The organism is Bacteroides sp. 224 (assembly GCF_010500995.1).
GTDB lineage: Bacteria > Bacteroidota > Bacteroidia > Bacteroidales > Bacteroidaceae > Bacteroides.
This window is the reverse complement of record NZ_QVMK01000039.1, coordinates 60,556-81,532: the sequence shown is the minus strand read 5'-3', so window position 1 is coordinate 81,532 and position 20,977 is coordinate 60,556. Positions and strand designations below refer to the sequence as shown.

The following is a 20,977-nucleotide window of genomic DNA, read 5'->3' as shown; positions in this document are numbered from 1 at the left end:
TGCTATTCTTTCTTTTGTCTGAATTCAAAGTAATAGATTGAAAAATGATTTAAAACGCTCCTCGGCAGTGGGGAGCACAACTTAATTTACGTATGAAAATAAACCTTCGCCTCAAAGCCATAGGTAAGCGGAAACCCATTCTTGAACTCCACCCAAGAATCATCCCCGACAACCTCGCCACCATCGAAGACCTCATCACCACCCTCGTCCTCGAAAGCGTGCGCGAGTACAATACCAAGCAAATTGATGCTCCCATCTTCCACTACCTCACCGAAGAAGAATATGCTGGTGCATTACACACCGGCAAAGTAACCTTCAACGACCGGAAAAACGAAAAGCAACAAGATGAGCAACAAGCCATCGACAATGCATTGCAAGCCTTCCGCGATGGTATATACAGAGTACTCATCAACGAAACCGAAGTGCAACCGGGAGAGAAAATACAACTCCACGAAGGAGATATACTCACCTTCATCCGCCTCACCATGCTGGCAGGAAGAAGATTTTAAATCAATCTACAATCCAATATAAGCAAACAAAAAATACATTATGGATAACTCAAACATTATCGACACCCTGAGAAACCTCACCGGTCGCCCCGGTGCTATTGCCCAAGCCATTATTGCTTACAAAGAAAGTAAGTACCCACACTCTAGCCGAAGACTTGCCGAAGCAAAAGCATTGCTTGTTGCCGATTCTCCCAAAACCACAAGCGAGGTCTACGAAAATGGTCCGCGACAGATGCTTCAAGCCATTCACGGCGAGGACATTGCCAACCTGGTGGGGAAAGCCGTTGCGCGACTAACCAACTATGTACAATCGGATTCCAGTTATCGCCGCTCTTTCCGTACCCAAGACGTTGAACCTTATAAGGACAAAATTTACGATCTTATTCACGATAGCCTTTTCTTTTTATGGGATGGGTTCGACATCCTGAAAGACCTCCAAAAGAGTAAAAAAGATGACGATGATGACGATGATGATGACACCCTTCCCTGGAACATTTACAGTGATATTCTATCAGTCTACATTGACGAAGGCAGACAAGATATTATTGAAGCCATCAAAAACATCTGTCTGGGCGATAACAACACAAAACTGCTCGATGATCGCATTATTCTCAGCATTGCCAAAAGCGAAAACAAAGAACTACACCAACTGTTGGGCGATATGCTTCTTGCTGCTCGTTTGCAAGAAGGCCTGCGGCAATCCATTCTCGAATATGCCGATAACGGACAAATATCTTTTCTTACATATATATTGAAAATTGTTATCGACAACGATCTGTTGCGCTACTCCTCTGCCGTGCGAGCGGTAGGTGTGTGGATGGGACTGGCCGAAGAAGCAAGCGAAAAACGCATTGTAACCAAGCTTGCCAAACTCGGCTATAAATACCTCAACAACGAAAAAGCACGTCGGGAAGCTACCCAAAGCAAAGACGTACTCGATATATACACCGCCCTTTGGGCTGCCTCGGTGTTCGAAATGAACGATGTACTGCCCATGATCACCGAATTGATGGAAGGAGAGAAATACCAGAAACTTGTAGCTCTCTACTTTGCCAGCCAGTTAGAAAACGATCCTTTGCAGTTTGCCATCGCATCGCCTCACCTCGACGAAACAGATCAGGACTTGCTTAGCCTCATCCTCGAAAACTACACTGTTGATTATGGTTGGGCAAATAAGAAAAGCGACTTTAGCGAAAAGTGCCGGGAAATTACTTATATATCGGATAAGAAGCTACGCGATAGCCACTTTAAGAAGTTGCTCGCTATGCTCCCAAACATTCCCCAGAACGGTTACAATTCCGAAGGAAAACCATTCGACTGGTGCGGACTTGAGCTCGACCGCGAAGAAGTTTTCAACAAACTTTTAACTTTGGCAGGCTACGACTTCGACCCTCAAAAGACAATTGCACTTATTGATAATATATCTTATTGCGATTCTACCAACCGGGTAAACTTCATCGAATACTTCCTTGACAATCCGCAAACCGACCACGAACGCCAATACCTCTTCGCTGCCCTCGGCGACAAGAGTATGCCTGTACGTTCGCAAGCATTGACCAATATCAAAGAACTAACAATCAGTGAAGAAGAGTCGAAACTCATCATCAATCTATTGTCGCTGAAAACGGGCGACCTGCGGCAGAATGCTGTTGAGATACTTCTTGCTATGCCCAACGAACGCCCCATTGAAGCCATCAAAACCCTGCTGGCCGACAAAGTGGAAAACAAACGCCTTGCAGGCCTCGATATGCTTGCACAACTTGTTAAGAAGAAAACCCTTACCATCAGCCAAATACCGGACTTTCTTGCTCTGATGCCTAAAGTCTCCGACAAAGAGCAGTTGTTGATAGATGCCTTAATGGACGAGTCGCCCAAGTATAATAGCGAAAACGGTTTTGGTATGTACAACCCCGATTACACACCGGAGTTTGCCTCCATACCCGTTAACGAAGCCTATACATTGAAAACAATTTTCGATTTCGATCCCAAGCGTATCACCACCATCTTTGATGCCCTTTGCAATAAGATACACGAAAACCGCAACTACACCTACCGAGTGAATTCGTGGGATAACAGCGTTGAAGAAGACACCCTTGGTACCCAAAGGTGGGCACGAGATCGATTTGATGCTATTGATGAGGAAGACAATAAAAACAGCTCCAATCCCAAACTCGATAAATATGTGCTGCAAGATGTGTGGCGTGCATGGATCAAAGAAAACGAGGTAACCTTTGCCGAAATCTTCCTCTTTATGTTCCTTGAAGAAGTGAGCGGCTACGACAATGTTTACTCGCCCGATTATCTGCAGTGGGCCAATGCACACATCGCTACTCTCTTCAACGTGAAAGCAAGTGATAAACTTGTTAGATACTTTGCGAAAAAGAAATACGGCGAGCTGGCACTCAATATCATCGAACTATTACCACTCGAATATCCGGAAGAAGAACGATTCCAAGTTCTCGCAGGTGCATTGAACGATGTTATCGCACAAGTTCCCCAAGAAGATTGGACAAAATCTATCGACGACGAAAGCGAATCCTACCGTAGTGAGTCCTATACATTTACTGAAACCGATGAGGTAGATTTTCTTCTTACTCAGTTGGGTCATGCCAAAGAAAGTGACGAGCATTTTGCCGGCTACCTGGCCATCTGTTACAAGCTGGGTGCTTTGAAAGGGCTTTCCTATCACGGACTCGAAGAGGAAGATGTAGCTCGTGGTGTACAACTCGGTCTACTTAAAATCGACGCGCTGTACAAAACTTTCTTCCTGGCCACTTCTCATTCTCTGTCGGGATATGTGGGCAAGATAACCTATCTATCGTGCAAAGAGGCTGTCAAGAAATACCCTATACTCCAAACCGTTGCCAACGAGGTAGCCGCCCGTGTTATCGAAATCGAGCTGAATCGTGGCGATACCAAAACCGAAGTAAGCGAACTTGCCAGCAGCCTTCGTTGGCATCAAGGAGCCGAAACCTTTGCTAAAATCCTTATCGCGATGGGCAAAGAAACCTTTGTTCGCGGATATATTTATAGCAGCGATACTACCAAGAAAGCCGTACTTTCAAGCCTTCTGAAAGCCAGTCACCCCAAGACCGACGATAATGCTGAAACGTTGCGCGCCGCCCTCAATGGTAAAATCGACGACAAGCGCCTGCTCGAAGCCGCCATGTACGCCCCTGCTTGGCTTAGTATAATAGGCAATTATCTCGGATGGCCGGGGCTGGAAAGTGCTGCCTGGTACTTCCATGCTCACATCAACGAACAATTCTCGGCCGAGAAAGAAACCGAAGTAGCTCGCTACTCGCCCATCCCTGCCGAAGAGTTTAACGATGGAGCTTTTGATATAGATTGGTTCAAGGAAGCCTACAAAACCCTTGGTGCAGAGCGTTTCGCCCTTCTCTACGAGTGTTCCAAATACCTGACCGAAGGAGCCAACCACCGTCGTGCCCAACTCTTTGCCGATGCCACCTTGGGCAAACTCAAACTGAAAGAATTGGAAAAAGAAATCAAGGACAAACGCAACAAAGACAAATTGTTGAGTTACTCCCTTATCCCTCTTTCTCGCGACAAGCAAAAAGACATGCTGGCTCGCTACGAATTTATACAAGCCTTCCTGAAAGAAAGCAAGACATTCGGCGCCCAACGTCGCGAAAGCGAAGCCAAAGCCTCTGCCATTGCATTGGCCAACCTTGCCCGAAACGGTGGATACAGCGATGCCCTCCGCTTTGGTTGGAGCATGGAAATCTTGAAAATAGAGCAACTCGCCTCCTATTTCGAACCACAAGAAAGGGAAGATTATGCCATCCACATCTCTATTGATGCCGACGGCATAGCCAAGCTTGTTTGTGCGAAAGACAGCAAAACGTTGGCCTCTGTTCCTGCCAAACTCAAAAAAGACGCTTATATTGCTGAGTGTAAAGAAGTTGTTTCTTCCCTCAAAGCCCAGCACAAACGTGCCAAAGCAAGTCTCGAACAGTCGATGGTAAAAGGCGACACGTTCGAGTTACGCGAATTGAAACAGTTGCTCGATCACCCCGTCATTGCACCTTTTTTGCAAAAACTACTCTTTGCTACAGCCAACCGCACCGGTGCTCTGTGCGAACTATTCGACCTCGACGACAGCACCCAATTGACCATTGCCCACCCTTACGACCTCTACAAGACCGATACTTGGTTAAGCAGTCAGCGCTATGCCTTCGAGCATAAACTTGTTCAACCCTTTAAACAGATATTCAGGGAACTTTACCTGATTAATGAAGACGAACTGGCAGAGAAAACCATCTCCCGTCGCTACGCCGGCCATCAAATCCAACCACAGAAAACTGTTGCCCTCCTCAAAGGTCGCGGCTGGACAGTAGACTACGAGCAAGGACTTCAACGCGTATATTATAAGGAGAATATCATTGCCACCATGTATGCCGCTGCCGATTGGTTCTCGCCTTCCGATACCGAAGCACCCACGCTGGAAACCGTGCAGTTCTTCGATCGTAAAACCCGTAAACCGCTACCGTTGGATGAAATTCCGCCCATCATCTTCTCCGAAGTAATGCGCGATGTAGATTTGGTAGTGAGCGTTGCTCATGTGGGTGGAGTAGATCCTGAAGCCAGTCACTCAACCATCGAGATGCGTGGAGTTATTGTGCGCGAATTGCTTGCCTTGCTGCGGATAGAAAACGCTACGGTAAACGATCGCTTTGTCAACATCCAAGGCTCGTTGGGCGAATACACTGTGCATCTGGGTAGTGGCGTAGTACACAAAATGGGCAAAGGAGCCATCAATATACTTGCAGTGCAAAGTCAGCACCGCGGTCGCATCTTCTTGCCCTTTGCAGATGAAGACCCACGGACAGCAGAGATTATGTCGAAGGTAATATTGCTGGCTGAGGATGAAAAGATTAAGGATCCGGGGATTTTGGGGCAGATGAAATAACCTTTTCCAGCTATCCCCGAAGTAAAGAATTTACGCCATAATGGTGGAAGGATATATTAGGGAAAAAAGGAAAATATATGAAATACTACCTTTCCTGCGCATGCGCAGGAAAGGCACTACACGCAATTATTATCAAGGCGATTATGCAGCCGGATATGGGCGTTTTTTTATCTGCTGTTACGGGCTTTCATTATCTGATTCAATACCTCTTCATAGTCGTTCTCCGGGTCTTTCATATTTCCATTTTCGTCCACTTCATCCCAATAAATCAGATACCCAAGGTCGACAATGGCGTTATCCTGAATTTCATAGAAGCTGGTCCAATCTCTTCCCGAAACTGCAAAACTCACTATGATATTAAGATCGGGATTGAACGCCGGGTTTTTGATTTGCTCAAAACCTTCGACTTTGGTTAACTTGTTTTGGGCAGTATCGACCAAATAGAGGTAATAAGATTCGTTGCTCCTTACATCCGATTTGTTCCGAATCAGGATGTCTTTTATGTTGTCGCCGTTGAAATCTTCGAACCGAACCTCTTTGGTAAATGAAAATATAGAGTCCCGGATTATTTCCGTCGAATTATGCTTGTCGATCAGCTTGAAGATGTAATTATTGCTATCACAATCCAAATCCCTTGCACTGATCTGAATCAATTGAAGTTCATATCTTTTATCCGGATAAATGGCGTCGCAGTCGATAATGGTTTTCATGGTATTTTGCGCGCTAGTATATCCCGCCAACAGAATCAGCAGAAGTAGTGTAGATATGAGATGTGAAATTATTTTTTTCATTCTTTTTATAGAGTGTCATTAGCTTCTTGGGCAGATGTTGGATGTTTTCTTCGCATATTCGATAGAGTTCCAAGCCTTTCTCCGTAAAACCATACTGTTCGATATAGGCTAACACGAAGTCACCCTGCAAACTTTGGTGCTCGCCATCGCAAACCGACAGATAATCGCACACAAGCGCATGGTATTTTTCGTTGGTAATGCCGAGCGCAAAGACGGCAAATGTGCCGGGCATGGCGCATTTTTCGTCTTGGAGATTGATATACCACTCAAATTCCCGCATCGCCAACCGTGCATAACGTTCTATTTTTTCGTACAACGCAGGATACCGGATAGCACCTGCAAACAAATAGTGGACACCGCATTTGGGAAGCCCTTTTATAGGCAACACATTCTTGGAAGGAGTGCGGAAGTCGAAAGAATATGATCGTGGAAACTCAGCTTCGAGCAGTGTGCAAAGGAAATCGAGTGTTTGGGCATAGCTTTGTTCGGTATCCTCCTTCATCGTGATTTTGATAGTTGCAAAAGCATCGTTGGCTTTGCACGAAAGGACAGCGTCTTTGTATGCTACAACCTCTTTGGGTAGGGTGCCGCTACCGTTTTTCTTCAACTGCGCAGGAATATTCGAGCCGAGAGCTGTCACGTATTCAAAAATCTGCTGCGCCGTATAGCTATCTCCTGCATCATATTTTGTGTGACAAATAGCCACATAGCAGGCGAATTTGAACATATCTTCGGGAATGAAATCGTGTGCCTCGTTAGGGTTCAATACCCAACTTTCATAAAAGCTGTCTTCCCGGGCAACGTTCTGAAAATAGGGATTGCGCAGGCATCGTTTCACCCATTGACTGAGCGGATAACGAACCTCGAACGAGAAACCGGCAAGCCGCCTCATTTGTTCAGAAAAATTGCGAGCCTTTTCGTAGTCGAATCCTTCAGCCCCCAACCGATAGAGATAGTATTCCAACACCGCACCGACCAACACCTCGCGCCCCTGCACGCGAAAGCAAGGATATTGTGGGTATCCCGGTTCGTTTCGTGTTTTTGAAATGCGTGCCGTGCCGTCCAGAATGGCTTGTGTGCAGGCATCGAAATAGGGAGCGCATGAGTGATCTTGCTGCCAGTCGGCAAATATGAGGTATTTTCTTTTGTTAGACATAGTGATACAGTTGATGATGAAACATAGTTGGTTTTATCACCCCTCTATCGTTGCCGATTTCAACCCTTTTTTAATATTCCCCGACACTGTAATTGCATGACGCAAAAACATATCATCATCATCGTAATAGGCTGTAAAATTTCCACTTGAGGTTATTGTTAGTTCAGAAAGGCTTATCCTGGCGGCAAAATCGGCTTTTGATATTTCCGGGGTTTCTTTATCGTCTCGCCAGTCATTTGCCAAGTCGGTAAGATGCTCTGCGGCAAAGTTGCGGAATTCAGAGTCTTGTTGCTCTTGCTGCTCAACTAATGTGCGCAATGCTTTTATGGCTTTCGTCCAACTGGCTTTACTGTCAATATTTACCTCTAAATAGATCGTGATTTCCTCTCCAAGCCAGTCGATAGCTCCTTCAAACATCTCCATGTCTTTATTGAGCTCAAGTTCTCCCAATATTTCATCTACAACTTTTACCGGTTTTCGATACTCTGCCAAGATGGCGAGCAACTCATCATTCTCTACATTTTCTTCAAGAACCTCCACAACCATAAAGCGATTATAGAAAGAAGGCAATCGTCCCTCGGGAACTGTCCTGTCTATCAAATCCCTTACTTTAAGTCGATAAATACTTCCTCTCTTAAAATAATAAGGGTAAAAAAGAGTATGTGCTTTTTTCTCTTCTTCAGATAGAAGCCAAGTAACCCTTCCGTCTCCTTTTTTTAAGTCATTTGAGGAAAGGTCAATATATGCAAGAAAATCAGTGATCGGTGCCCACGAACTTCCACATCTTATTGCTGATCCTCCCGAATCGTCACTTGTCAGTATCAGAATTTCTTTTTCTTCTTTGTGATATTCACTTGCAAAAGCTTCAAAATCTTTATTGTTGGTTGGGATGTAGTTCATTTGTCTATTACAATTTTATGCTTAAAATATTGAGATGTGCAAATATCGAATATTTTTTTGGTTATCAGAAGTATATATATAAATTTGCAGCATAATGATTGCAGAATGACACATATATGGATATTTAAAGGCGAAGGTGCAAGTCCTTTCCCCTCAGGAGTGTTTTCCGAAAAAGAGAAAGCCGATAATTGGATAAAAAACAATAAACTAAGTGGAGTTCTGATAGAATACCCCTTAGATATTTCATTGTATGAATGGGCCATAAGCTCCGGACTCTTTACCCCTAAAAATGAATTACAAGAAACCCCCAAGTTTATTCAAAACTTCACTTGTGCTTCAACAAACCATTTTCATTATATAGATGGGGTTGAAGAATGAACGTGCATGAAGAGAACGTTTTATGGATTCAAAACAACTATATCGATTCTACCAGAACAAATATTATTCATCAAACTGGCTGAATGAAAATGGCGAATTGGCCCAAAGTGAAGGTGAAGTAAATTGGAGTTATTGTGGGGTTGGTGAGGATTTTAAGAGCGAAATCGTTAATCAGGCCATAAATACTTTTACGGGTGACGATGATATTTACCTCTGCATCTCGCCCGGCAAAAGTTTATTAGTTTCAAAATCTGATGCAACTCAAGAGATTGGTAATATTCTACATAAAAAGGAAATAGGCATAATAAACAAATCATACACGAAAATTATGCATTTCACTCAGTGCGGAGTGTTTAAAAGCGGAATAATCAGAGAGTTCCCTAAAACCCGTTTAAGACCTGACGGAATGCCGTTAAAAGTATTATTCAATGCAAACATTGTAGATAATAACACAGAAAGGATTCCTGATATTATCAGAAAACACTTAAAGAATCTTGAAATAGCATTATACAATGATTATGGAGGTGCGATGGAAAGTCTTTGGATAGATTTAGAGCTGATTGAAGATAGTACTCCCTGGTCATTTCGTTTTCAAAAAAGAGTTGACAATCCCTCTTCGTATACCGATTTTTACTCCTACAATGTAGGACATTATAGTGTTAAACCTGATTTTGAAAAATTGAAAAACCTCTCGTCAGAAGAATCCATCTGCTCATACATCATTGAACTCTTATATGATTCAACCCAGATATTAGTTGACAAACAGAAAAAACTAAATGGCTTTGATGCAACGAGGTTTCAATCGGATTTTCTATTGGCTTGCCAATCAGTAATATTACAAGGATAATGCTTGTAATCCGAGTTAGACATATTTAGAGGATATCTGTTATCCATTTATTTTTAAAAACATCATCATAAACTTCTCTTTTGTCAACTCTCCATCCATCCGCTTTCTTATGCAATGTATATTTCAATTTTCTATTAAAACCGACTGTTTCCTGAACCTCAATAAAAGCTTTATTTCCTTCAACAACAGATGATAATATATTATTCGTTTCAAGGTTATATTCCGGAGGGTTTTTAAAATTATAACCAGCTTGTCTGCCATAGGTTCTTTTACGTATAGTACAATATTCTTCAAATATTTTATCGAGCTTTTCTTTCCTTATAATAATTTTTTCATCGTCAGACATCGAATCGTTTCTCTTTAATTCTAAAGATAAAATATTCCATTCATACATGGCTTGACTAAATCTAAGGAAAACATCCTGTGCTGTTGATTCTATATTCTCCATAATTCTTTGTATTTTTTTGCTTTACAAAGATACGTCTTTTAAGCACGTGGTGCAATTAACTCTATCTTGTTTTTCATAGATTGTCTTTTATACTAAAAGGCAGAGAACGTTTTTTATAAAGAAGATTGGAAAATTTATCTCGTGCGAATGATTCACTACCTTTGCGTCATGAATAAGAAACAAATGAAAAACAACTATAAAGAATTTTGGGAAAGAGACAAGGACATGTCGCTGATCTTTCTATCGGAAATGGGCTTACAGAAAGAGAATACCTTGTTTGTTGATGAATGGTTTTTGAATTATTTAAAGTATCATTCAGAGTCCAATTCGCTTGAAGAAATAAGGCACGCAAATGAATTACGCCAACAGTACCAACTTTTTCCGAAACAGAAGAGGCAGATGGGTCAATACTTTTTGGGTAAACTAATTAAATATTATAACATCTCGTGTACCGGATGGCTAAAGTCTTTATTGATGGCACAACTTGTTGTCCTCTTAAGAGATTTAATAATAGAATGTATAGACAAAAGAAAGGTTGAATATTCGCCTTTAGAGTTTGTTGCTTTGACAAAATACTTGCAGTGTTCTGAGATATCACCAAATGGAAATTTAATTGAAAATATTTTGAAGATAGAATCGAAAAACAAAATCTACAGAAAGGCAACTGTCAACGAAAGAAGCAATATAACAACAAATATACTTGCCATAAATTCAAACAAAGGTTTCCATCATGATATAAGAGACTATAAAAAGATATTGCGCCTTATTGAGGAAAGAGACGAAAACTTGATAAACTATATTTATGAATACAAGGTTATCAATAGGCAAGGCTGTTATCAGATATTAAAAACGATATTTGATTTCCGGCTATTTGCAAACAAATGGGAGGACTTTACAATTAAAATAAAAATAATAGATTGCTTCGATTCTTCGACCGGAGCAACTCCTAAAGAGAGATGGAAAACACAAATAGAGCACATAAAAACAAAAATAGGATGCGAGAAATTAAACTCTTTATGTGCTGAAATTGTGAAACAGGAAGAGCTAAAAAATTATCCGTTCGAGATTGGGCATTGGAGCGATGATGTGGTTAAACGCTTCGTGAAAGGCGCAAAGTGGGCAAGTTATATGTAAGCCCGAATGCTTCACTACAATTTGGCTGCCCAGTCGAAACGAACTACTTAATATCCGGCAATTTATCCCCAAAAGTAAATAATTATCGGGGCGTTTTGCCTTTGCCGCAAACGTCGACTTGCCTTTGCGGCAAACGCAACATCGTCTTTGCGGCAAACGTAAACTTGTCTTTGCGGCAAACGTAAATCGTTGTTCTGTAACCCAGCCTACACCCCCCTCTCGGGCACTTTGGTCGACTCGAATGTGCGAATTCAATGTGTGAATAAATTATTTCTGTTTGGTTTTACACCAACGACGTGTTACGTCACCCCCTTGCCTTACCTTTGCATATATAATCTTTATTTATTCACCTAAAACAATTATTATTATGAGTTTAAAGTACAGTATTGCAGAGTTAAAAAATCCATTGCGTCCACAAGCCCCCAAAAAGTTTTATGCCCGTAGTCAAGTGCGCGAAGATGTTGACATTTACCGTCTTGCGCGTGAAATTGCCTATTCGAGTAGCCAAACCGAGGGCGATGTGTTGAGTACCATTTTCTCTCTGTTTCAGAAAACGAGCGAGCATCTGGCCGATGGCGACAGCGTTAGTCTGGGCGATTTTGGTAAGTTTCAGTATCATATTTCAAGCAACGGAACGGCTACAAAAGAGGAATTTAGCACCGGACATATTCGCGACGTGAAACTTCGTTTTCGTCCCGGTCGCATGATTCGCACCTCTGTAGCCGATCATACTTTCGAACGGGTACTATCCGTAAAAGCCCGCAAAGCTGCAAAGGTAAACGGATAGGTTCATATCGCCACCGGAGTTTACTCCCCCACAAATGTCTTATATATATAAGGTGTTTGCGGGGGATTTTTTTGTGCGATAGATAATGTGGTCAGATTTTACATGTAAAATCCGGCCAACTTATACGGTCGAAACGATCGATTCAACCGTATGCGTTAGGTGATTTAGCCGTATGCGTTGGGCAACTTAACCGTATGTGTTGGGCGACTTAGCCGTATGCGATTTGGCTTAAAGCTCTTTCTTTAAAAGTTCGTATATTTCTTGCCATGTTTTCTTGTAAAATTCGGTACTTTCATCGGCAAGTTGAGAGTAGATGGCTGAGGTGTAGTATCTGTCGGTGGCTTCTAATTCATTTAGATGGTGTCTATTTCGGCATAACTTCCATGGTAAACTTTCATTATTTCATTCCTCCATTGCTTAAACACACCTCGTATAGATCTCTGATAGCCCAAAACGGATTGTCAGTATGTAGTGCCCACCAACATTCGTCCAAATAATCTATTCCGCCATATTTTTTTAAATATAAATAGGCTTGTTGACTATTCATTTTATAAGCACGAGCAAATTTCGTAATTATGAAAGTCATAAAAGCGACTTTATCGCTTGTTTCTTTATCTATTGTTACCATAATTTTATGCTTTAAATGTTGCCATGAACAAATATACAATATTTCTTCAATATTCAGCAACAAAAGAATATGAAAGTATCTCAAAAAATAATCTAACTTTTCTTCATTTCCCCCTTTTTCGCAGACACGTTATGTCACCCCTTTGCTCTATCTTTGTATTATAAATAAAAAACATAGTCATGGGAAAGAACAAAAAGATAGTATTCTTGCAACGTTGGATGTTTATTATTAGTAAAATCAGCACGCGTCCATACATTAGTAAAGAAGAGTTGCTGCACGCAATAAACAGCGAACTGGATGCTTTCGATGGCGTGGAAGAAGTCAACATTCATAAACGAACTTTACAGCGCGACATTGCCGAAATTCGCAGTTCCAGCTATATGGACATCAGCATCGAATACTGTACCCGGCGAAAAGGGTATTACATTCCGCAAGACGAAAAATCGGTATCCAAGCTCGAACGACTCTTTGAGGTAAGTTCGCTGATGATGTTCAATGATTTGAAAGATATTGTCATTGGCGAAAACCGTCCGTCGCGTGGACTCGAACATCGCTTTACGTTGATTAGTGCCATCCGCAATACACGCGAAGTAACATTCGTTTACCGAAAATTTACCGACGACCCATCTAAAACCGTGTGCCTGCAACCTTATGGCTTGCGCGAATATAAACACCGTTGGTATCTGCTGGGTGTCGATTGCAACTGCCAACCCGAAAGCAGCGACGACCTGATAACATACGGACTCGACCGCATGGAAGAGCTAACCATCTTGCCGCGAAAATTCAAGAAAAACGAGCAGGTGAAGCTGCGCGACAAATTTGAACACTGCTATGGCATCTACACCAATCAGAAACTGCCCGTAGAGCGCGTTGTGTTGTCTTTTACACCCCTGAGTGGTCGGTACAACGACACTTGCCCATTGCACGAAAGTCAGCGCACGTTGCTGCACACCGAAACCGAGTTTCGCGTAGAGCTAATGCTCAAAATAACCCCCGACTTCGTAAACGAACTGCTTTTGCAGAGCGATGGTTTGCGCGTGATTGAACCCACACACCTACGCGACAAATTGGTCGAAAAACATCAAAAAGCAATCGAATTGCTGTTAGGATAGATACAAAAGGAGGCAAAACCCCTCCACAAACACAAAATATGTTTTTTTTAATTCTTAATTCCTAATTTTTAATTCTTAATTCTTAACTTATGGCTATTCAGTATGAAAAGAAAGAGTTTGTACTCAATTTCAAAGAGGGTAAACCAACGATGTATCGCATCGCAGCAGTGAAACCGCAACAGGTAACGTTCGACAAATTGTTGGACGAAGTAGCAACTTCCTGTGGTGTAGGTCGCGCCCAAGTAAAAGCCAGCATCGAAGGGCTGATAGATCGTATGTCGTTATTTATGGAATACGGAATGTCGGTGAAGCTGGGCGACTTCGGCAGTTTCAAGCCTGCCATCAACGTAAAAGCACAGAAAAGTGTCGATGACTTGGGTGTAGAAAATGTAACACGGCGCAAAATCCTGTACACACCCGGCAAGCGATTCAAAAATATGTTGAGCGCAGTATCTATTACCCGAGCGGTGGATGAAATTAATGTAAAAACAAGCGAAGACACCGGAGGAAACAACAACGGTGGCGGAGGTGGTGGCGACGAATTTATTGATCCGTCGGCGTAATGATAGGAAAAGGTGGGGCTTTAGGGGTTCCACCTTTTTAAATTCAATACCACTCTATGCCTGCCTATCTATCCTTTTTAGTTTAATTAAACACCAATTGTTTGCAACATCAAACAATAACCCTATCTTTGCATAAAACATAAAACCTCATGAAGAGTAAAGGACTGACATTATTACCTCGCTTGAGTAAAATTCTTGAAGAGATGGGCGAAAACATTAAATTAGCCCGCCTCAGACGAAATCTTACCATGGAGCAGGTAGCAGAACGCGCAGGCATTGCTCGTTCCACTCTGTGGCAAGTAGAAAAAGGGCTTCCTACTGTTTCCTTCGGGGTGTATGCACAAGTGTTATTTGTTCTTGGGCTAGAGAAAGACATCCTCAAACTTGCAGGCGATGATATATTAGGACGCAAACTACAAGATGCCGAATTGCTTTTAGGGCGAGGCTCTTCAAAAAAATAGGGTATGGGAGAGCAAACAAAGAATATATATGTATATGCCGATTGGATAGGTTTAAACTATCCGCATTTTATGGGAACCCTGACTGTGAATCAGATACGAGGAAAAGAAATTTTTTCTTTTCAGTATGATGACGAATGGCTACGTGATGATAAATTAAATTTCGGAATGTTTCTCGATTCATCTCCCGATAGATGGGGGCGTGTTTTAATGAAGCGCCGCGAAATAGCTTCGGCAAAACAAGAAACCAGAAAATCAAGAACCCTTTTTGAATCTGATTTCCTGCTTGGCGTATACGACCCACTACGGATGGGAGGTCTACGTTTTAAAACAGATAAAGAAGGTGCTTTTTTAGACAATAGTACAAATATACTGCTCCCCCATGGACCTCCATAAGAGAGCTTGAAAGTGCCAGCCTCGAATATGAAAAAGGGTTGGAAGAAGATAATCCCGAACTTTTGAAATGGCTGAACATGCTGTATGCTCCCGGTTCTTCGTTGGGTGGAGCACGTCCGAAAGCAAATATAAAAGATACTGATGGCTTTTTATGGATTGCAAAGTTTCCCAGTAAGAATGACGATGTAAATATCGGAGCTTGGGAAATGTTAGTCAATTCTCTTGCAAAGAAAGCTGGAATAAACTGTGCCACAGGGAAAATAGGACAGTTTAATAATAAGCATCATACTTATCTGACTAAACGATTCGACCGAGACCAAGCAGGCAACCGTATACATTTTGCTTCTGCTATGACATTGCTTGGATACACCGATGGAACGGGAGCCGGCGACGATGTTAGCTATCTGGAACTTGCCGAATTTATTATTAAACATGGGTCTGATGTAGGCAAAGATTTAAAAGAACTCTTTAGACGTATTGCATTTTCGGTTTGTATCAGCAATACGGATGATCATCTACGTAATCATGGTTTTTTGCTCAACAACAAAGGATGGTCACTTTCTCCTGCATACGATATCAACCCAAACCCGGATGGAAAAGGGCTAAAGCTGAATATTAATCTGGATGACAATTCTTTGGATTTAGACTTAGTTTTAAGTGTTTCTGATTTTTTTAGGATTGAAAAAAAAGAGGCACAAACTATTATTGAAAGCACAAAAACAGCTGTTGCAAGTTGGCGGCAGGAAGCAAAGAGGTATCAAATATCATCTGCAGAACAAGATAGGATGGAAAATGCTTTTTTGTCATAATACAAGTTCTTTTCCTTATTTTGAAAGCAACATATTGATGACTATAGCTATGATTAATGATAAAGAAACAAGTAATTATTTAAGGCAATTTGAGCAATTCATCGAAACAGCCATATCTTCTAAATATAAAAATAGATGGAAGGAATTGTTTCAAAAAGGCAGTAAGGGTTGGGCTAAAATTGATGTAAGTCAGGCATGGGACCCCCATTTTAGTTGTGTTGCAACAAAGGCTTGGGAAAGACCGGTTGATGAAATTGTCTCTTTTTTACAAGAGCATAAAATAACCTCTTATGTATTTTATGGAATGGGGAATAATAAGTATTTAATTGAAGAAGAACAGATAGACAGAATTCCAGATTGTTTACGCAATAACATTGAGGGCATTTATTTACTTAACAATGGATGGGCGTTGATAAATAATCATGATGGGGAAATTCTGGTGTTGTATTCAAAATAGTATTTTCGCATAAATATGTATTAATCACAAAAAACGCTTGAAACAGAAAACAAATATGAAACTATTTCCTACAATCGAGGAGGTCTTTGAAAGTCCTAATGAAATTCATAGAACACTGTTCTTTCCATTATTAACTATCAACTTAGAAGAAATGGAGAAAGGAAAAGGCCTCGTTCATTTCGTGTCTGTATGGGGCTGTGGAGGTGCAGAGCCTTTTCTCATTTCTGATGATATAAACTACGGTTTTGATTTTATAAAGTTCGACTGGACAGGCGAAAGATATGTCTTCGATAACCATCTATTTGCTCCCGAATACAAAGAAACGTTACTAAAATGGTACTCCGAAATTGAGAAAGAATACCTTGAAAATAAATCGGATTACCTAACCCCCAAAACAAGCCAAGAGGTAAATACCAGCAACTTGGTTAAACGAGAAACTGAAAGAGCAAAAATGAATGGTGCATTTGACACATACGCTAAAAGCCTTATCAATTATTGGGTTACAAGAGATAAATATTTTGAAACAGGAAAACTAATTCAAGGCAGTGCCTACACACATGCGTATGATGACGAAATCAGGCGAGCATATATTTCTTTAAGCAAAACCAAAGAAACCAAACTAAGCAAAGAACTGGTTGGAAAAGTATGTGGCTATAATTACAAAATCTATGATGTGGGCGAAATAGGATTGTATATCGACAGAAAACAACAAAAAGTATTTCAGAAATTCAAATGGGATTAAGAGCCTGTTTATGCAGGTCAACAGAAGTCTTTGTCGTCTATCCTTTGTTTCATAGCTAAAAATTATTGACTAATAATTCTAATCTGTATAATTGATTGATAAGCGTGATGCAAATATAAAGACTTATCAAATAAAGAGGAAAATAAGTTCATAATAAGTTCACTCATGATAGATCCATGGTTATGTAAATACTAGCTTTCAGTCAGAAATGGCAGATGGATGAAATTGTATGAATGAACTAATTATGAACGTTTATTTATGAGCAAAAATAAATAAAAGATTACCTTTGTGAGCAAATATAAAGGTATGGCAAGAAATAATACCAAGATATCAATTCGTTTCTTCGATGATCGTGAAGTTCGTGCTATTTGGGACGAAGAGAACAACAAGTGGTGGTTTTCTGTATTAGATATTGTTGCAGCTCTTACAAGTCAGGACGACTATACGAAAACTCGTAACTACTGGAAATATCTTAAAGCCAAATTGAAAAGAGAGGGAAATGAACTGGGTAGTGACACTACCCAGTTGAAATTAAAATCACCTGATGGGAAAATGCGTCTTTCAAATGTGCTTGATAGCGACGGCGTTTTCTCCTTAGCCAAACACTTTCCCAATAGTAACGCTATTAAATTCCTCGATTGGTTTACATATAGTGACAACAGCATTGATGGACAAAGCAAGAAAAAGGCATATTCTTTTTTCGAGAGCAATCTTATTAGTGATGCAGAAATCGGTACAACAAGAAGTTTGCAACAAATTCATGCCTTTATATTTGGTGGGCTTTATGACTTTGCCGGACAGATAAGACAGAAAAACATTTCAAAAGGTGGCTTTCAGTTTGCTGTATCGCATTTTCTTGGCAACACCCTGAAGCAGATAGAACAAATGCCCGAAAGTACTTTCGAAGAAATCGTTGATAAATACATTGAGATGAATATTGCCCACCCATTTATGGAAGGCAACGAACGAAGTACACGAATCTGGCTAGACCTGATATTCAAAAAGCAACTGAAACGTTGTGTAGATTGGAGCCGGATTAACAAAAAGGAGTATCTGAACGCTATGATAAGCAGCGCAATAAACAGTACAGAACTGAAAAACCTGCTGAAGAATGCGCTAACAGATGAAATAGACAGTCGCGAAATGTTTATGAAGGGAATTGATTACTCTTATTATTATGAGGAAAATGAATAAAATAATCAGATGGCCGATTTTACCCGCAAACTTTTAGACTTTCCCCCTAACCGAATATATCCTATTCTCAAGTAATCATTCACACTGGGGTCTACTGCAAATTTTTCTTTTGTCTGTTTATTCTCGATAACTACATAATCATGATCTTTGAAAAAGGGAGAATTTAGATAAGAGTGGATGTTTACGCCAAAAACATTGAGTTGTCCTATGTGCGCAGAGGCTTCCCAATGTTCCAAAAGGTCGTTTTGGGCTATCAGGTAATTACATACAGAACAGAACATAGTGGAATAGCCGATGCAATTGGCAACCCCTGTCTCAATTAATTGGTTGGGATCATTGCTGGCTTTAGCAAAAGAGAAGCTCAACTTTTTAGATGTAAGAGAGAGACTTTCACGAATAATGTCCTCTATTTGTGTTACTTCTTTAGTGTTTTCTTCGATATACTGAATAAGATTTTCGTTAGTTATTTTATAACTCAACCGCTGACCTACTGATTGATAAGTTACCGCAGCTCGGTAGAGTGCTCCCCTAAAGATTACGATAACAACGGAAAATATAAGCAGTGCGAGGAGTAAGCGTTTTAGCATAGCGCTGTTTATTCAGATTACATATTAATGAATGTCATAGGCTATTATTGTCCGAAAGGGTTACTTCACATCTCTTTCCTGATGCGTAGTCAATGTATTTATAGTGTTTCATTATTTATGTCTATTAAGCTTGGCAAATATAACACAATGCAGTTTATTTAAGAAGTAAAGAACTGAAATTTCTTGGTTGAATGGATATTGTCTTTGCTTTTCTTGGCTGCATTTCACAAAAAAAGTAACTTTGAAGTATCTTATAGAACTATACTAAACAAAATCAGATTGTACGAAATCAACACAAGTTTAAATAGAATGGAGAAATATTATTTTATTAGAGAAGATAATTCAAAGACAGGAGTTCCTGCTCTTTTGGAAGCAGGTATTTATGAACAATTTATTGAAAAAGAAAAATATATAAAAGATTATGTATTTCCTCCGGCAGCAAGTCCAACACCGGCTTGGGATAAACCAATCACAAAGGATAAGTCTGTGCAAATGCCCGAGAAGCTCTTTTTGATAAATAAACACCGAACGATTAATTTTGATTTGATGTATAAAGACGGAGGCTTCATCGTATCCGATATATTTAAAAAAGTGATTGATGAAAACAACCACCCTCAGTACGTGTCGTCTCGCCTTGAGGTTTTGACAAGAGAGGGTGAATGAAACACCAAAAAGGATTATTGGTATATAAAGTTTATCGAACGAAGCCCATGTATTGACTTTCTGAAGTCGGAAGTGAAACTGGTTGATAAAAACTCGAAACAGGAACAACCTGCGATTTATAAATATTTAAACAAACTCGTATTTAACTCCAATTATTTTATTCCCAAAGAACTGTTTTGGATTGATAATGCCTATATAAACAGGTTTGTTTTTTGTAATCAAAAGGTGGTTGAGGATATCAAGAAGGCGAAAATCAACACAGTGGTAATAACGGAAATAGAAAATATTTTTGATTATATTTATAATGTGGGATGGATTAATCAAAAGACAAAATTGATTGTTGAATAGGAGGAAAAGAGTGTTGTCTGAGGCTAAATATGTATCTTTGCCTCTCATATTTATCACCCAAAGAAAACCCTTATTTATGAAATGTGAAAGCTGCAACACCTACCCCGTAGACATCGTATTACCTGAAAATGAAGGCCTGGAAGACGGTATTTGGGACACAGAAGCGAAAGCGACCCCTTATCAACTCTGTCGGTCATGCTGCGAGAGACTCAAGAATATGGCATTACGTCCTTTGGAACTTTTCAACTTGGCAGCCATTCACAGCCATACTGGATACCTGCATGACGATTTCTACGACTACGACACAGGCGAAGCCTGTCAACCCGAAACTGATGTTGTTGATGCCGATAAATATCCTTTCCCCACCTTCGAAGAAGTTAAAAACAACCTTCCCCGGCTGATTGATTACTCCTTTGTGCAATATTTTACCGAGGACAACGTAATCTGCCAACTCAAACAATTCAACAAAGCCGAAATCCTCGAAATAATCGACTGTAAAGTCGCTTACAACCACTCCATTGCCTACAAAGCCTACGAAATAGTAGCCAAGGTGGTAGGACGCGCTGCCGAAGAATGGACAAAGACACAATGGCAAAACAGGGAAGAGGGAGCCGGCATCAACGAATATGCCGAACTGATTGCCGCCAGCCTTCCTTCCGACGACGCTTTCCGGTTGATTACCACCGAGCTCGCCACGCTAAACGACAGCGATTTCGCAAACAGTATTTCTGCCCTATTATATATGAAGAGTGAGAAAACACTCGATTGGATAGAAAACCAAACTGGCAAAATGAAAAACATCGGTCAGGATTGGGGACAACTTGCCGCCTCCTCTCAATTCAGTTGGCAGCGATGTGCAAAATGGCTGAAGGCCGGACGCCCATTAAGTCTTATCGCCCTCGATGCCTTATATATGTGCACCCTTGCAGACGATGATTATGCTGCCCAATCCACTGGTTGCGCGAATTAAAGCCCCAGCTAACGGATATAAACAGTACTGATGTGCAAACAATCACAGATGTATTACAGAAGTATCTCACAACAGACAGCGTGCCCCGTACAAAGAATATGGTTTGGGGAACGATAGAGAATCTGGCTCAGGGATAAATAAACGCCGTCTGCATCGGTAGTAGAATTTTT

Annotated in this window: 21 protein-coding genes and 1 pseudogene; 16 read left to right on the top strand and 6 right to left on the bottom strand. The window is 40.8% G+C overall.

Annotation, left to right across the window (positions count from 1 at the left end; all coding sequences use genetic code 11):
• The first annotated feature begins 92 nt into the window (after window positions 1-92).
• Both D0T60_RS15685 and D0T60_RS15680 read left to right on the top strand, forming a co-directional pair.
• The gene (locus tag D0T60_RS15685) at window positions 93-509 is read left to right on the top strand and encodes a hypothetical protein (RefSeq protein ID WP_163219077.1); all 417 of its coding nucleotides are present in this window, start codon (window positions 93-95) and stop codon (window positions 507-509) included.
• Between the two features lie 40 nt (window positions 510-549).
• A complete protein-coding gene (locus D0T60_RS15680; RefSeq protein ID WP_163219076.1) occupies window positions 550-5,439 on the top strand; it encodes a DUF4132 domain-containing protein in 4,890 nt (1,629 codons plus the stop codon).
• 167 nt (window positions 5,440-5,606) lie between these two features.
• Here D0T60_RS15680 and D0T60_RS15675 read toward each other — a convergent pair whose 3' ends face one another.
• The 3 genes from D0T60_RS15675 to D0T60_RS15665 are packed head-to-tail and all read right to left on the bottom strand — an operon-like array spanning window position 5,607 to window position 8,286.
• Complete coding sequence (locus D0T60_RS15675; protein WP_163219075.1) at window positions 5,607-6,149, bottom strand: XAC2610-related protein; 543 nt, start codon at window positions 6,147-6,149, stop codon at window positions 5,607-5,609.
• Between the two features lie 13 nt (window positions 6,150-6,162).
• The gene (locus D0T60_RS15670) at window positions 6,163-7,386 is read right to left on the bottom strand and encodes a DUF6138 family protein (RefSeq protein WP_163219074.1); all 1,224 of its coding nucleotides are present in this window, start codon (window positions 7,384-7,386) and stop codon (window positions 6,163-6,165) included.
• Between the two features lie 36 nt (window positions 7,387-7,422).
• Complete coding sequence (locus tag D0T60_RS15665) at window positions 7,423-8,286, bottom strand: DUF2262 domain-containing protein (protein ID WP_163219073.1); 864 nt, start codon at window positions 8,284-8,286, stop codon at window positions 7,423-7,425.
• Between the two features lie 105 nt (window positions 8,287-8,391).
• Between D0T60_RS15665 and D0T60_RS15660 the strand changes: the two genes are divergently transcribed.
• Both D0T60_RS15660 and D0T60_RS15655 read left to right on the top strand, forming a co-directional pair.
• The gene (locus D0T60_RS15660) at window positions 8,392-8,664 is read left to right on the top strand and encodes a hypothetical protein (protein ID WP_163219072.1); all 273 of its coding nucleotides are present in this window, start codon (window positions 8,392-8,394) and stop codon (window positions 8,662-8,664) included.
• Window positions 8,665-8,686: 22 nt separating this feature from the next.
• Window positions 8,687-9,511, top strand: a complete 825-nt coding sequence (locus D0T60_RS15655; protein WP_163219071.1) for a hypothetical protein — start codon at window positions 8,687-8,689, stop codon at window positions 9,509-9,511.
• 25 nt (window positions 9,512-9,536) lie between these two features.
• On the opposite strand, the gene D0T60_RS15650 is transcribed toward D0T60_RS15655, so the two are convergent.
• A complete protein-coding gene (locus D0T60_RS15650; RefSeq protein ID WP_163219070.1) occupies window positions 9,537-9,959 on the bottom strand; it encodes an NTF2 fold immunity protein in 423 nt (140 codons plus the stop codon).
• Between the two features lie 168 nt (window positions 9,960-10,127).
• Here D0T60_RS15650 and D0T60_RS15645 point away from each other — a divergent pair, with 168 nt between their 5' ends.
• Entirely contained in the window at window positions 10,128-11,093 is a 966-nt protein-coding gene (locus D0T60_RS15645) for a hypothetical protein (protein ID WP_163219069.1), read from the top strand.
• Between the two features lie 367 nt (window positions 11,094-11,460).
• Window positions 11,461-11,880: an HU family DNA-binding protein gene (locus D0T60_RS15640; RefSeq protein ID WP_163219068.1), complete on the top strand. Its 420-nt coding sequence runs from the start codon at window positions 11,461-11,463 to the stop codon at window positions 11,878-11,880.
• A gap of 397 nt (window positions 11,881-12,277) precedes the next feature.
• Here the strand turns inward: D0T60_RS15640 and D0T60_RS15635 are convergent, their stop codons facing one another.
• Window positions 12,278-12,508, bottom strand: coding sequence for a DUF3791 domain-containing protein (locus tag D0T60_RS15635; protein ID WP_163219067.1), 231 nt, complete (start codon window positions 12,506-12,508; stop codon window positions 12,278-12,280).
• 179 nt (window positions 12,509-12,687) lie between these two features.
• Between D0T60_RS15635 and D0T60_RS15630 the strand changes: the two genes are divergently transcribed.
• From D0T60_RS15630 to fic, 8 genes are all read left to right on the top strand, one after another.
• Entirely contained in the window at window positions 12,688-13,620 is a 933-nt protein-coding gene (locus D0T60_RS15630) for a YafY family protein (RefSeq protein ID WP_163219066.1), read from the top strand.
• Window positions 13,621-13,709: 89 nt separating this feature from the next.
• Window positions 13,710-14,183, top strand: coding sequence for an HU family DNA-binding protein (locus tag D0T60_RS15625; protein WP_163219065.1), 474 nt, complete (start codon window positions 13,710-13,712; stop codon window positions 14,181-14,183).
• A 149-nt stretch (window positions 14,184-14,332) separates the two neighbouring features.
• On the top strand, window positions 14,333-14,644 hold the full coding sequence (locus D0T60_RS15620) for a helix-turn-helix domain-containing protein (RefSeq protein ID WP_163214630.1): 312 nt from the start codon (window positions 14,333-14,335) through the stop codon (window positions 14,642-14,644).
• A 3-nt stretch (window positions 14,645-14,647) separates the two neighbouring features.
• Window positions 14,648-15,037 carry a hypothetical protein gene (locus tag D0T60_RS18860; RefSeq protein WP_239059583.1) on the top strand — a complete coding sequence of 130 codons (390 nt, stop codon included), beginning with the start codon at window positions 14,648-14,650 and terminating at the stop codon, window positions 15,035-15,037.
• A gap of 38 nt (window positions 15,038-15,075) precedes the next feature.
• Window positions 15,076-15,846 (top strand): type II toxin-antitoxin system HipA family toxin, encoded by a 771-nt coding sequence (locus tag D0T60_RS18855; protein ID WP_239059582.1) that lies wholly within the window; start codon window positions 15,076-15,078, stop codon window positions 15,844-15,846.
• A gap of 37 nt (window positions 15,847-15,883) precedes the next feature.
• Window positions 15,884-16,303, top strand: a complete 420-nt coding sequence (locus tag D0T60_RS15610) for a hypothetical protein (protein ID WP_163219064.1) — start codon at window positions 15,884-15,886, stop codon at window positions 16,301-16,303.
• Between the two features lie 55 nt (window positions 16,304-16,358).
• Window positions 16,359-17,045: a hypothetical protein gene (locus tag D0T60_RS15605; RefSeq protein ID WP_163219063.1), complete on the top strand. Its 687-nt coding sequence runs from the start codon at window positions 16,359-16,361 to the stop codon at window positions 17,043-17,045.
• Between the two features lie 306 nt (window positions 17,046-17,351).
• Window positions 17,352-18,239, top strand: a complete 888-nt coding sequence (fic, locus tag D0T60_RS15600; protein WP_163219062.1) for a protein adenylyltransferase Fic — start codon at window positions 17,352-17,354, stop codon at window positions 18,237-18,239.
• Between the two features lie 5 nt (window positions 18,240-18,244).
• Here the strand turns inward: fic and D0T60_RS15595 are convergent, their stop codons facing one another.
• Entirely contained in the window at window positions 18,245-18,826 is a 582-nt protein-coding gene (locus D0T60_RS15595) for a hypothetical protein (RefSeq protein ID WP_163219061.1), read from the bottom strand.
• Window positions 18,827-19,135: 309 nt separating this feature from the next.
• Here D0T60_RS15595 and D0T60_RS19135 point away from each other — a divergent pair.
• Both D0T60_RS19135 and D0T60_RS15585 read left to right on the top strand, forming a co-directional pair.
• Window positions 19,136-19,837, top strand: a pseudogene (locus D0T60_RS19135) (Imm43 family immunity protein).
• 76 nt (window positions 19,838-19,913) lie between these two features.
• Window positions 19,914-20,807 (top strand): hypothetical protein, encoded by an 894-nt coding sequence (locus D0T60_RS15585; RefSeq protein ID WP_163219059.1) that lies wholly within the window; start codon window positions 19,914-19,916, stop codon window positions 20,805-20,807.
• The last annotated feature ends 170 nt before the right edge of the window (window positions 20,808-20,977 follow it).

Bases quoted from the DNA above. Each gene is read 5' to 3' on its own strand.
- D0T60_RS15630 (WP_163219066.1), top strand. From the start codon at position 12,688: ATGGGAAAGAACAAAAAGATAGTATTCTTGCAACGTTGGATGTTTATT.
- D0T60_RS15670 (WP_163219074.1), bottom strand. From the start codon at position 7,386: ATGTCTAACAAAAGAAAATACCTCATATTTGCCGACTGGCAGCAAGAT.
- fic (WP_163219062.1), top strand. From the start codon at position 17,352: ATGGCAAGAAATAATACCAAGATATCAATTCGTTTCTTCGATGATCGT.
- D0T60_RS15620 (WP_163214630.1), top strand. From the start codon at position 14,333: ATGAAGAGTAAAGGACTGACATTATTACCTCGCTTGAGTAAAATTCTT.
- D0T60_RS15655 (WP_163219071.1), top strand. From the start codon at position 8,687: ATGGATTCAAAACAACTATATCGATTCTACCAGAACAAATATTATTCA.
- D0T60_RS15640 (WP_163219068.1), top strand. From the start codon at position 11,461: ATGAGTTTAAAGTACAGTATTGCAGAGTTAAAAAATCCATTGCGTCCA.
- D0T60_RS15605 (WP_163219063.1), top strand. From the start codon at position 16,359: ATGAAACTATTTCCTACAATCGAGGAGGTCTTTGAAAGTCCTAATGAA.
- D0T60_RS15685 (WP_163219077.1), top strand. From the start codon at position 93: ATGAAAATAAACCTTCGCCTCAAAGCCATAGGTAAGCGGAAACCCATT.
- D0T60_RS15585 (WP_163219059.1), top strand. From the start codon at position 19,914: ATGAAATGTGAAAGCTGCAACACCTACCCCGTAGACATCGTATTACCT.
- D0T60_RS15595 (WP_163219061.1), bottom strand. From the start codon at position 18,826: ATGCTAAAACGCTTACTCCTCGCACTGCTTATATTTTCCGTTGTTATC.
- D0T60_RS15645 (WP_163219069.1), top strand. From the start codon at position 10,128: ATGAATAAGAAACAAATGAAAAACAACTATAAAGAATTTTGGGAAAGA.
- D0T60_RS15665 (WP_163219073.1), bottom strand. From the start codon at position 8,286: ATGAACTACATCCCAACCAACAATAAAGATTTTGAAGCTTTTGCAAGT.
- D0T60_RS15635 (WP_163219067.1), bottom strand. From the start codon at position 12,508: ATGGTAACAATAGATAAAGAAACAAGCGATAAAGTCGCTTTTATGACT.
- D0T60_RS15675 (WP_163219075.1), bottom strand. From the start codon at position 6,149: ATGAAAACCATTATCGACTGCGACGCCATTTATCCGGATAAAAGATAT.
- D0T60_RS15650 (WP_163219070.1), bottom strand. From the start codon at position 9,959: ATGGAGAATATAGAATCAACAGCACAGGATGTTTTCCTTAGATTTAGT.
- D0T60_RS15660 (WP_163219072.1), top strand. From the start codon at position 8,392: ATGACACATATATGGATATTTAAAGGCGAAGGTGCAAGTCCTTTCCCC.
- D0T60_RS15625 (WP_163219065.1), top strand. From the start codon at position 13,710: ATGGCTATTCAGTATGAAAAGAAAGAGTTTGTACTCAATTTCAAAGAG.
- D0T60_RS15610 (WP_163219064.1), top strand. From the start codon at position 15,884: ATGACTATAGCTATGATTAATGATAAAGAAACAAGTAATTATTTAAGG.
- D0T60_RS15680 (WP_163219076.1), top strand. From the start codon at position 550: ATGGATAACTCAAACATTATCGACACCCTGAGAAACCTCACCGGTCGC.
- D0T60_RS18860 (WP_239059583.1), top strand. From the start codon at position 14,648: ATGGGAGAGCAAACAAAGAATATATATGTATATGCCGATTGGATAGGT.